This window comes from Rhodanobacter terrae (genome assembly GCF_042657005.1).
Classification (GTDB): Bacteria; Pseudomonadota; Gammaproteobacteria; order Xanthomonadales; family Rhodanobacteraceae; genus Rhodanobacter; species Rhodanobacter terrae.
In genome coordinates this window covers 1-10785 of sequence record NZ_JBHSNG010000048.1, presented here as the reverse complement: position 1 = coordinate 10785, position 10785 = coordinate 1, and the positions used below count along the sequence as shown (strand labels likewise).

Below are 10785 nucleotides of genomic sequence, written 5' to 3'. Positions count from 1 at the left end.
CTGTCTGTCCGCATGCCTTCGGTCCGCCGTCTCGACAGACGGCCAGTCTGCCCTCGCCGACGGCCCTGTGGCCTGCGAACAGACAGTCACGGTGACGCCTACGTAGAATTGATCAGAGCATCCTTAACTCTGCTCTGATCCCTTCAACACGGGGGTGAGAAAACCACCGACAGCCGAAGCGGGCCCGGGGCCGCCGACGACGTATTGACTACAGTTGTAGTCAAGGCGTATCGTAGCTACACCTGTAGTCATCGGATGTCCCGACCATGTCCAGACCTTCCATCGGCGATCAGGAGCTGGCGCTCCTTCATTATCTGGCCGAACACGGCGGCGCCTCCGTCGGCGAGGTGGCCAGCGGTTTCGGCGAGCCGCGGGGCCTGGCCCGCTCCACCGTACTGACCATGATGGAACGCCTGCGCGGCAAGGGTTATCTGAAACGCCGGCAGCTGCGCGGCATGTTCCGCTACAGCACGGCGACCGGGCCGAAAGAGGCGATGCGCAGCGCCGTGGGCAGCTTCGTCGAAAAGACGCTGAGCGGTTCGGTCTCGCCGTTCGTGGCCTGGATGTCGGAGCGTGCCGAAGTCAGCGACACGGAACTGGCCGAGCTCGAGGCGCTGGTCGCGCAGCTGCAGACTCGACGCAAGGAGTCGTGAGATGGCCGCGCTGACCATGCTGCTCGATACCTTGCTTGTCCGGCTGGCCTGGACCTCCGCCCAGGCCGTATTGCTGATCGGCGCCGTCTGGCTGATCGGCCGCCTGCTGCCGCAACTGCCGTCCGCGTTGCGCTGCACGCTGTGGTGGCTGGTGAGCCTGCAGCTGATCCTAGGGCTGTGCTGGAGCTCGCCGCTGCAACTGCGCATGCCGGCTCCGGCCGCGCAGGTCGCGACCGTTGCGCCAGACTCTGCCGTCTTGCCGGTGGCCATCGCTGATGCCGCGCCCGTGATCCACTTGGCGTCCGTACCGGCCCGGCCGACGCCTGCCGCGTGGCATGCGCACTGGCGGCTGATCCTGATTTCGCTGTGGCTGGCGGGCGTGCTCGTGCAACTGCTCATTGCAGGCAGGCAGTGGCACGGCGCGCGCAGCGTGCTGCGCGACTCGGACCCGTCGACCGATGACTCGCTGAGAATCGTGTGCGCGGAACAAGTGAAAAAGCTGGGCCTGCGCCATCAGCCGGAGCTGCGTGTTTCCGCCGCGATCGGCTCGCCGCAGATCACCGGTCTGTGGCACCCGGTCGTGCTGCTGCCGGCTGGGCAGCGACTCACGCCGGGCGAATCGGCGATGGCGATGGCTCACGAGCTGGCGCATCTGCGTCGCGGCGATCTGTGGCTGGGCTGGGTCCCCGCCATCGCGCAGCGGCTGTTCTTCTTTCATCCACTGGTGGCGTGGGCGATGCGTGAGTACGCGCTGAGCCGCGAAGCCGCTTGCGATGCGCAGGTGCTGCAACAGACCGGCACGATGCCGCAGGCCTACGGCTATCTGCTGCTGCGCCTGGGCGTTGCCCACCCGATGCATTCCGGCCTGGCCGGAGCTTCGCCGTCGTTCCATAACCTGAAGAGGCGACTGACCATGTTGCAGCAGTCCGACAACCCGTTCCGGCAGCGCATGCGCGCATGGCCATTGATCGTCCTGATCGTGCTGGCCGGCGTGCTTCCCTATCGCGTCACGGCGAGCGCGCCACAGACAGCGGCAACCACACACGCGAGCCCCGACGTTTCCGCGCTGACGCCACCGCCGCCGCTTCCCCCAGCTCCGTTGCCACCTCCACCGCCGGTTCCTCCTACTCCGCCACCGCCGCCCCCTCCGCCGCCGCATCTCGGAAACCGCTTTTCGGCGCGGCACGTCGAGATCGATACTCATTCGAACGCCCGCGAAGGCTTTGCCCTGATCGACGCTGACGCCGTCACCATCAGCGGTTCGCAGAGCGATCTCAATACCGTGGAGCAACTGAGCAAGGCCAACATGCCGATGCTGTGGTTCCGCCGTGGCGACAAGGCTTATCTGATCCGCGATGCGAACTACATCCAGCGCGCCAGGGCGATCTATGCCCCGGTGTCCGCGCTGGGCAGACAACAAGGCACATTGGGTGGCGCACAGGGCCGGCTCGGCGGCTTGCAGGGCGGGCTAGGTGCTCGCCAGGGGGCGCTGGGATCGCAGCAGGGGCAGCTCGCCAGCCAGCAGGCAAAACTGGCCAGCGAGCAGGCCGCGCTCAGCGGACAAGCCCACGACGACAAGCGCCGGGTGGAGCTCGAAACCAGGGAGGCCGCGCTGCAGACCCGCGAAGACGAACTCGGCCGGCAACAGGATGCTCTTGGGCAGCAGCAGGAAGCACTGGGCAAACAGCAGGAATCACTTGGCGCCCGGCAGGAGGCTCTCGGCAAACGCCAGGAGCAGGCTACTGCGCTGGCCAACCAGCAGATCGGCAAACTGCTCGACGAGGCGCTGGCCAAGGGCGTCGCGCAAGCCGTCAGTCCCCGCTGACCAGCGGATGTCCCGGTCGGCTGGTGACGCCTGACCTGACCTTTTTTGTCGCGTACCCGGGATGCTCGCGGGATCGGACGAACCCGCTGCCTGCATCACGCTCGGGGGTCCGAGCACCCCGATCTTCCGAGCGGATGCATCTCAGTCCTTCGGCACCTTCATCGCGTATTCCTTCGGCGGCGTATCGCCGGCGAGATTGCGCACGAAGTAATCCCAGCGCCGGCGGGTCACGTACGGCGTGGCCCTGCCATAACCGTGGTGTGCGTTGGGAATCAGCAGCAGGTCGAAATCCTTGTTGGCCTTGATCAACGCATCGACCACCAGCAAGGTGCTCGAGGTCGGCACGTTGTCGTCCATGGTGCCGTGGGTCAGCATCAGGTGGCCCTTGAGGCTCTTCGCCATGCGCCAGTTGGCCTGGTCGTCGTAGTTGGTGCTGCCGTCCTTGCGGGTCACCAGCAGGCCCTGCCACTTCTCGGCCCAGTCGTCCTCGTAGTTGCGGTTGTCGTGGTTGCCGCTCTCGGCCCAGCCGACCTTGAAGAAATCGGGGTAGCGGAACATCGCGTCGGCGGTGGTGTTGCCGCCGCCGGAATGGCCCCAGATGCCGACGCGATCCAGATCGATCCACGGATAGCGCTTGCCCAGTTCCTTCAGACCGGCAATCTGGTCGGGCAGCGTGTTGTCGCCGATATTGCCGAAATAGGCGTCGTGGAATGCCTTGGAACGCCACGGCGTACCCATGCCGTCGATCGCCACCACGATGAAACCCAGCTCGGCCAGCGACTGGTTGTCGCCGCGCGACGGCAGGAAGCTGCGCCCGCGCACCGAGCCGGTCTGCGGGCCGGGATAGACGTAGTCGACAATCGGGTATTTCTTCGATGCGTCGAAATTCGTCGGCTTGAACAGCATGCCGTACAGATCGGTCTTGCCGTCGCGCGCCTTCACCACGATCGGCGTCGGCGGCACCCAGCCGCCGGCGACCAGCCGGCTGATGTCGGCCTTGGCCACCTGCGCCACGGTTCGCCCATCCTGCGCACTGCGCAGCACGGTCACCGGCGGCACCGTGGGGGTGGAATACGCATCGACGAACAAACGTCCATCCGGCGACAGCGCCACCGTGTGATCGGCCGGCTCCGGCGTCAGCAGGGTCGGCTTGCCGCCATCGAGGCCGACCTTGTAGAACTGCTGGTAATAGGGATTCACGCCCGGCTCGCGACCCACGCCGCGGAACCACAGCGTGCGCGTCTTCGGATCCACCTTCAGCACCTCGGTCACGTTGCCTTCGCCGGTGGTGATGGCGTGCTTGAGCTTGCCGCTGTTCAGGTCGTACAGGTACAGCTGGCCCCAGTTGGTGCGCTCGGAGAACCAGATCACCTCGTGGCTTTCCGGCAGGTAGAACCAGTTGACCTGCCCGTTGCCGCTTTCGTAGTAGGTCTTGACGCTTTCCTCGAACACGGTGCGCACCGCGCCGCTCTTCGCATCGGCGATGCGGAACCATTCGTGCTTGTGGTCGCGCGAGGTGGAAACGAAGGCCAGCGTCTTGCCGTCCGGCGCCCATTTCACGTCGTCCCAGCCGCCGTCCGGGCCGCAGCTGACGTCGTCGCACAAGGTGGAGCGATGCTGATCCGCCGGCATCTTCAGGCGCATCACCCGATGACTCGGCACGTCGATGATGACGCGCTCGATCATCGTCACGTCCTTGTCGCCGACCAGCGGATACTTCCACGCTTCCAGCTTCGGATGACCGACGTTGGTGCTGACCATGTATATGTCGCCGGTCTTGCGCTGATCCTGCTGGAACGTGGCGATCTGTTTCGAATCCGGCGACCACACCAGGATCGCACTGTCGGTGTGCTTCCAGCCCGCGTTGTCGGTGGCGTAGCCGAAGTTCTCCACGCCGTCGGTGGTGAGCTGCGTTTCCTTGCCGGTAGCGACATCGCGCAGCCACAGGTTCCAGTTGCGGATGAACGCTTCGCTTTTCTTGTCCGGTGACAGCACGCCGGGTTCGTGGCCATGGTCCGCCTTGCCATCCGTCTTCGCGCCGCTGCCGGCCACGCAGGTGACGGCGGCTTGCAGGTTGCACAGGTAATGAGCTTCCCTGATCGCAACGTTGATGCGGCCATCCGGCATCACGCTATAGTCGGTGATCGGCAGTTTCTTCGCGTCGACCGGCTTGCCGGTCACCTTGCCCAGCGCGGCGGCGAGCTCGACCTGATCGAACAGCGGCGTGACCTTGCCGCTGGCCGCGTCCATCTGCACGAAATGGTCGCCGTTGCTGTCGTGGTCGCGATACCAGAAATGGCCATCGTCCAGCCAGCTCACCTTCTGCACCGCGTGATCGACCAGCGGCGTGGTGTTGTAGAAGGCGAAGCGCTCCGCGCGCGCGTAGTCTTCCGTCCCCAGGGTACGCCCTTGCGCGGCCACGGCCGTCGACAGCAGGCCCAACATCATGGCGCCGAACAGACGCGACTTGCCGATCACCAGATACATGTACTGACCTCCACGAGAACCTGGGGGCACGACCGCTGACGGTCGCACCGACGCATAAATCGCCCGATGCTAGCGCGATATTGCGCCGCCCTCCCTGTGCCAAAGGTCCATGTCGTCATGCCGCCTGGCGATTTGCGGCAATCTACGCCTGCGGTGGCTTGACGCGTCTGCGTCAGCCATCGCACGCTGCGGCTCCTGCCCCGCGGAGTGACCGTCATGCCGCAGCGTCTCAGAGTCATCGGCAATTACATTTCGCCGTATGTGCGCAAAGTGCTGGTGTGCCTGGAGCTGAAGAGGCTCGACTACGAGATCGATCCGATCGCGCCATTCGTCGGCAACGACGAATTCTCCCGACTCAGTCCGCTGCGCCGCATCCCAGTGCTGATCGACGACCGCTTCGTGCTGAACGATTCCTCGGTGATCTGCCAATACCTGGACGACCGCCACCCCACGCCGGCGCTGTATCCGGCCGATATCGCCGACCGCGCGCAGGCACGCTGGCTGGAGGAATACGCCGATACGCGACTGGCCAGCGGGCTGATCTGGAAGCTGTTCTATCAGCAGGCGATCAGGCGCCACATCTTCGGCGAAAGCACCGACGAAGCGGTGGTGCAGCAGGCACGCGAAGTGGAGATTCCCGCCGCGCTCGACTACCTGGAAAACCAGCTGCCGGACGATGGCTTCCTGTTCGGCCCGCTGTCGATCGCCGACATCAGCATCGCCAGCTTCTTCCGCACCGCCTCGTTCGTGCGCTACACGATCGATGCGGCACGCTGGCCGCGCAGTGCCGCACTCGTCGCGCAGGTACAGGCGCTGCCGGTGTTCCAGAAACTCGCCCGCTACGAGGATTGCATGCTGCGCCTGCCGCTGGCCGAGCAGCGTGGCGCACTGGTCAGCGCCGGCGCCCCGCTGACCAGCGACACGCTGGGAACCAGCGCGCCGCGGCACTTCCTACCCCGCGAGTCATAAACATTCCCTCCCACCGGCGTGTGGGAGCGCGCTCGCGCGCGATGCTCTCCCACCTACCTTTGTAGGAGCGCGCTTGCGCACGATGCTCTTACGTAGCGTGCCGAAGAGCATCGCGCGCAAGCGCGCTCCTACACCACAGCGGTCCGGCCCGGCCCGGCGGCCTCACCGTTGATCCGCGGTCAACTCCACCAGCCAGTCGATGAACACGCGCAGCCGCGCCGGCATCTGCCGCTGCGGTGGGTACAGCACGGTCATCGGCAGCGACGGCGGTGGCGTGGTCGGCAGCAGCTCGACCATCGTGCCGCGAGCCAGCTCACGCTCGATCCGGTAACGCGAGAACTGCGCGATGCCGAGGCCGGCGATGCAGCAGCCGAGATAGGCATCGGCACCGCTCACCGTGATCCGCCCGGGCAGGCTCACCTGGCGTCGCCGGCGTCCCACCATGAACTCCAGCGGTTCGGCGCGGCGGGTGGTCGGCGAGGACCAGTTCACCGCTAGATGACCATCATGCAGCGCAGCCAGCGAGTCGGGCCGGCCACGCCGGCGCAGGTAGTCGGCGCTGGCCACGGTGACCTGCTGCAAGGTGGCTACGCGCCGGCCGACCATGCCGATGTCGCCAGGCTCGCCTACCCGCACCGCGCAGTCGACGCCTTCGCGCACCAGATCGACGAAACGATCGCCGGTGCCGATGTCCAGCTCGATCTGCGGAAAGCGCGAGCAGAACGCAGGTAGCGCCGGGATCACCAGCAGCCGCGCCAGCGCGGCCGACAGGTCGATGCGCAAGCGCCCTTTCGGGTGCACTGCGGCCTCGCGGAAATCCGTTTCTACCTCATCCATGTCGGCCAGCAGGCGCACGCAATGGCCGTAGTAGGTTTCGCCGTCGCGCGTGGTGCTGACGCGCCGGGTGGTCCGCTGCAGCAGCTGTGCACCCAGCCGCGCCTCCAGCCGCTTGATCGCGTGGGTGACGGTGGCGCGCGGCAGGTTCAGGTCGTCCGCCGCGGCTGTGAAGCTGCCCAGCTCGACGATTCGCGTATACAGCCGCATGGCTTCGAGTCGATCCATGGCATTGTTGTCGATTCTGAAATGGTGATGCCAATTATTGAGTATTTATCCGCTTGCCGTCGCGGCGCACCATGCACCACCTTCACCTACCGGAGCGACCACCATGCAGACCCGCACTCTCGGCCACAACGGCCCGGCCGTCTCCGCCCTCGGCCTCGGCTGCATGGGCATGAGCGCGTTCTACGGCCAGCACGACGACGCCGAATCGATCGCCACCATGCACCACGCGCTGGATCGCGGCCTCAATCTGCTCGACACCGCCGACATGTACGGCCCGCACACCAACGAGGTGCTGGTGGGCAAGGCGATCAGGGGCCGTCGCCAGCAGGCCTTCATCGCCACCAAGTTCGGCATCGTGCGCGATCCGGACGACCCGCAGGCGCGCGGCGTCAACGGCCGCCCCGAATACGTGCGCGCGGCCTGCGACGCCAGCCTGCGGCGGCTAGGCATCGACACCATCGACCTGTACTACCAGCATCGCGTCGATCCGGGCGTGCCGATCGAGGAGACCGTCGGTGCGATGGCCGAACTGGTTGCCGCCGGCAAGGTGCGCTACCTCGGCCTGAGCGAGGCCTCCGGCGCCACGCTGGAGCGTGCGTGCAAGGTGCACCCGATCGCCGCGTTGCAAAGCGAGTTCTCGCTGTGGACGCGCGACCCGCAAACGAACGGCATGCTCGCCGCCTGCCGCAAGCTCGGCGTCAGCCTGGTCGCCTACTCGCCGCTGGGCCGGGGCTTCCTCACCGGCGCGATCCGCTCGCCGGACGACTTCGACGCCGACGACTACCGCCGCACCAACCCGCGCTTCATGGGCGACAACTTCGCCCGCAACCTGCAGCTGGTCGAACAGGTGAAAGCGCTGGCCGCCGACAAGGGCTGCTCGCCCGCGCAGCTGGCGCTGGCCTGGGTGCTGGCGCAGGGCGACGGCGCGCTGGCGATTCCAGGCACAAAGCGCCGCTCGCGGCTGGACGAGAATCTCGGTGCACTGGATGTGCGGCTCAGCGCTGCCGAGCTCGCGGCGATCGACGCGGTGTTTCCACCCGACGCGGCCGCCGGCGCGCGTTATGCCCCCGCGGGGATGCACATGGTCAACGCGTAGCGCCCAGCCTCATCGTCTGCGTAGGAGCCCGCTGGCGGGCGATGCTGTTGTTTTGATGATCGGATAGGAAAAATCAAAACAAAAGCATCGCCCGCCAGCGGGCTCCTACGCAAACCTCGGGGCGCTTCGAAGAAGCGGCTAAAATGCGCGACATGAACACCCCCGAACAATCTCCGCTCGGCAAGGACACCATCTACGCCGACCGCTACAACCGGTCCCTGCTGTTTCCCATCCCCCGTGCCGACAAGCGCGCGGAAATCGGCGTGGCCGAACCGCTACCGTTCCACGGCGTCGATATCTGGAACGCCTACGAATTGTCGTGGCTCGATCCGCACGGCAAGCCGGTGGTGGCGCTGGCGGAGTTCCGCGTGCCGGCAGCGTCGCCGAACATCATCGAATCGAAATCGTTCAAGCTGTATTTGAATAGTTTTGCGCAGGAGCGCATCGCCGACGCCGCCACGCTGACGACCACACTGATGCACGACCTGTCCGCCGCAGCCGGTGCAGTCATCGGCGTTCAACTCAGCGAAGCGGATGCCGCATCTCTGCCGGTCACCGATCTGGACGGCTATCTGCTCGACCGCCAGGATATCGAGATCGACCACTACGGTCCGCCGGAAGCCGATTTTCTGCAAGCGGATATCGCCGCCACCCCGGTGGCGGAAACCGTGGTGTCGCATTTGTTGCGCTCGAACTGCCCGGTCACCGGCCAGCCGGACTGGGGCAGCGTGCAGATCGCATATCGGGGCGCACCGATCGACCACGCCGGCCTGCTGCGCTACCTGGTTTCATTCCGCGAGCACAACGAGTTCCACGAGCAATGCGTGGAGCGCATCTTCGTCGACCTGCTGCAGCGCTGCGCGCCGCAGCAATTGAGCGTGTACGCCCGCTACACCCGCCGCGGCGGACTGGATATCAACCCGTTCCGCAGCAGCAGGCCGGCCACGCCGGACAACTTGCGGACGGTTCGCCAGTGAGCGTCTGGGTTCCGAACGACGTATGACTTTACCTGCGCGTCATGGCCACGTGAAAGTTCAGTCGACGCCGCGCTCCCCGGTAATCCACGCTTCAGATCGGCGGCGCTAGCATCTGCGTTCTGACCAAGGTGCCCGGACGGCGCTGCGGCAACAGCCATGGAGCGGTACCCGCCACGTCATCGACCCGGAGCTCACCATGACACGTTCCATCCGTACCACCGCCTTATACAGCGCCAGTCTCGCCGGCCTGCTGTTGCTCAGCGCCTGCGGCAAGAACGAACCGGCCCCGCCGGCCAGCACACCGCCTGCGGCCAGCTCCGCTGCCAAGACTCCCGCGCCGGCCCCCGCCACGAGCGCGCCCGCCACAAGCGGCACGGCAGCACCTGCCCCAACCAGCACCGCGCCGGCCCATAGCAGCACTTCGGCCAGCGTGACGCCCACTGCCGCGCCGATCGCCACTGCGCCGGCGGAGATGCCGCTGACAGTGGCCAAAGTGACTCTCGGCAACAACGTGAACGCGCAGCATGAGGTGACTCGCTCCAGCAGCAGTTTCGCCCCCGACAACAAGATGATCTATGCCAGCGTGATGACCGAAGGCCGCAGCGGCGGCGCCACGCTCAACGCCAAATGGAGCTATCTGGAGGGCCAGGGCCAGCTGGTCAGCAACATCAGCCAGTCGATCGCCACCGATGGCCCCGCCGTCACCACGTTCAAGGTCCAGAACCCCGACCTGTGGCCCGAAGGCAAATACCAGGTCGAGATTTCGCTGGACGGCAAACCGGTGACCAAGCAGGATTTCGACATCAAGAAAAGCTGACCGGTCAGCTGCGGCAACTAAGAAAAGGCGCCCCGCGGGGCGCCTTTTCTCATGGCGGCGAAGCGGCCGTCCACTGACTCGTTGTCAAGCATCGGAGTGGACAAATTTCCAAAAACTGTCGCTTCCGGGAGGCTTAAAGCGTCCGAAGACCGACCATTTTGTCAAAATTTGAGTGATCCGAAGTCGCATAAAGTGACAACGCGGGCGAAGCAGGTGGCACCCCGACCCCGGCAGGACGTGGCGTAAGTACTCCGCCGCGGCCTCCAGCAACCTTGCCTACCCCAAACTGTCGCAGGCCATAATACGGCGTGGGTACACTTTGCAACCTTCCTAATCGACGGAGGAAGTCGCGACGCCCGAGAACCCAAAACAGCGTGCCGCAATTAAAGAAGATGCCGAAGGGTTCAAGCTTTCGTCCAATCGGCACGCGACGGGCCTGACGTTACGGGGTGCAATACGCGTCGTGCCGAGGCACTTGACCGAACGGTTCGGCCCACCATCCGGGGCCACCAGGGATGGCAAAGTGTCGGGAACTTATGTTTTTGAGAATAGTGCCGGTAATACCTTGGCAATTTATGACTGGAAGTCCACAGCAATCTATGACGCTAGCCCTGCAGCGAATCTACCCACTGTTCAGGCGTTTTGGACTTCTCAGGAACCCATGGAGTTCGCCCTGGCCGCCAGCGGCAGCGTCAATCTGCTCGAGTTCGCTCGGTGGATTGGGGCTGCGAGCATAGGCATTGAAAGAGCATTGCAATGGACGGAATTGTAACGTAAGCGTCCGCCCACCACACCTTCCCCAAGCAGTTCGTAACCGCTGCACTACGCATCCGGACAATCTGGAGCGTAAGCATGGGCAGGAAGGCGATGGATTTGGGAGTCGGCACGAGTCTGCAGGC

9 protein-coding genes are annotated in these 10785 nt (G+C 65.3%); 7 read left to right on the top strand and 2 right to left on the bottom strand.

All coding sequences use genetic code 11. The features are described from left to right. The first annotated feature begins 266 nt into the window (after positions 1–266). Together ACFPPB_RS19845 and ACFPPB_RS19840 are read left to right on the top strand one after the other, a co-directional pair. The gene (locus ACFPPB_RS19845) at positions 267–653 is read left to right on the top strand and encodes a BlaI/MecI/CopY family transcriptional regulator (protein WP_377330318.1); all 387 of its coding nucleotides are present in this window, start codon (positions 267–269) and stop codon (positions 651–653) included. Position 654: 1 nt separating this feature from the next. After that, entirely contained in the window at positions 655–2478 is a 1824-nt protein-coding gene (locus tag ACFPPB_RS19840) for a M56 family metallopeptidase (RefSeq protein ID WP_377330316.1), read from the top strand. A gap of 141 nt (positions 2479–2619) precedes the next feature. Here the strand turns inward: ACFPPB_RS19840 and ACFPPB_RS19835 are convergent, their stop codons facing one another. Beyond that, on the bottom strand, positions 2620–4965 hold the full coding sequence (locus ACFPPB_RS19835) for a S9 family peptidase (RefSeq protein ID WP_377330314.1): 2346 nt from the start codon (positions 4963–4965) through the stop codon (positions 2620–2622). Positions 4966–5181: 216 nt separating this feature from the next. Here ACFPPB_RS19835 and ACFPPB_RS19830 point away from each other — a divergent pair, with 216 nt between their 5' ends. Then, entirely contained in the window at positions 5182–5934 is a 753-nt protein-coding gene (locus ACFPPB_RS19830; protein WP_377330312.1) for a glutathione S-transferase family protein, read from the top strand. Positions 5935–6096: 162 nt separating this feature from the next. Here the strand turns inward: ACFPPB_RS19830 and ACFPPB_RS19825 are convergent, their stop codons facing one another. Further along, positions 6097–6996, bottom strand: a complete 900-nt coding sequence (locus ACFPPB_RS19825; RefSeq protein ID WP_377330310.1) for a LysR family transcriptional regulator — start codon at positions 6994–6996, stop codon at positions 6097–6099. A gap of 103 nt (positions 6997–7099) precedes the next feature. Here ACFPPB_RS19825 and ACFPPB_RS19820 point away from each other — a divergent pair, with 103 nt between their 5' ends. The 4 genes from ACFPPB_RS19820 (at position 7100) to ACFPPB_RS19805 (ending at position 10658) form a co-directional block, all read left to right on the top strand. Continuing rightward, positions 7100–8092, top strand: a complete 993-nt coding sequence (locus ACFPPB_RS19820) for an aldo/keto reductase (protein WP_377330308.1) — start codon at positions 7100–7102, stop codon at positions 8090–8092. Between the two features lie 152 nt (positions 8093–8244). Further along, a complete protein-coding gene (gene queF / locus ACFPPB_RS19815) occupies positions 8245–9069 on the top strand; it encodes an NADPH-dependent 7-cyano-7-deazaguanine reductase QueF (protein WP_377330320.1) in 825 nt (274 codons plus the stop codon). Between the two features lie 196 nt (positions 9070–9265). Next, positions 9266–9886 carry a hypothetical protein gene (locus tag ACFPPB_RS19810; protein WP_377330306.1) on the top strand — a complete coding sequence of 207 codons (621 nt, stop codon included), beginning with the start codon at positions 9266–9268 and terminating at the stop codon, positions 9884–9886. Between the two features lie 475 nt (positions 9887–10361). Continuing rightward, the gene (locus tag ACFPPB_RS19805) at positions 10362–10658 is read left to right on the top strand and encodes a hypothetical protein (protein ID WP_377330305.1); all 297 of its coding nucleotides are present in this window, start codon (positions 10362–10364) and stop codon (positions 10656–10658) included. The last annotated feature ends 127 nt before the right edge of the window (positions 10659–10785 follow it).

Bases quoted from the DNA above. Each gene is read 5' to 3' on its own strand.
- ACFPPB_RS19830 (WP_377330312.1), top strand. From the start codon at position 5,182: ATGCCGCAGCGTCTCAGAGTCATCGGCAATTACATTTCGCCGTATGTG.
- ACFPPB_RS19825 (WP_377330310.1), bottom strand. From the start codon at position 6,996: ATGGATCGACTCGAAGCCATGCGGCTGTATACGCGAATCGTCGAGCTG.
- ACFPPB_RS19820 (WP_377330308.1), top strand. From the start codon at position 7,100: ATGCAGACCCGCACTCTCGGCCACAACGGCCCGGCCGTCTCCGCCCTC.
- ACFPPB_RS19840 (WP_377330316.1), top strand. From the start codon at position 655: ATGGCCGCGCTGACCATGCTGCTCGATACCTTGCTTGTCCGGCTGGCC.
- queF (WP_377330320.1), top strand. From the start codon at position 8,245: ATGAACACCCCCGAACAATCTCCGCTCGGCAAGGACACCATCTACGCC.
- ACFPPB_RS19835 (WP_377330314.1), bottom strand. From the start codon at position 4,965: ATGTATCTGGTGATCGGCAAGTCGCGTCTGTTCGGCGCCATGATGTTG.
- ACFPPB_RS19845 (WP_377330318.1), top strand. From the start codon at position 267: ATGTCCAGACCTTCCATCGGCGATCAGGAGCTGGCGCTCCTTCATTAT.
- ACFPPB_RS19810 (WP_377330306.1), top strand. From the start codon at position 9,266: ATGACACGTTCCATCCGTACCACCGCCTTATACAGCGCCAGTCTCGCC.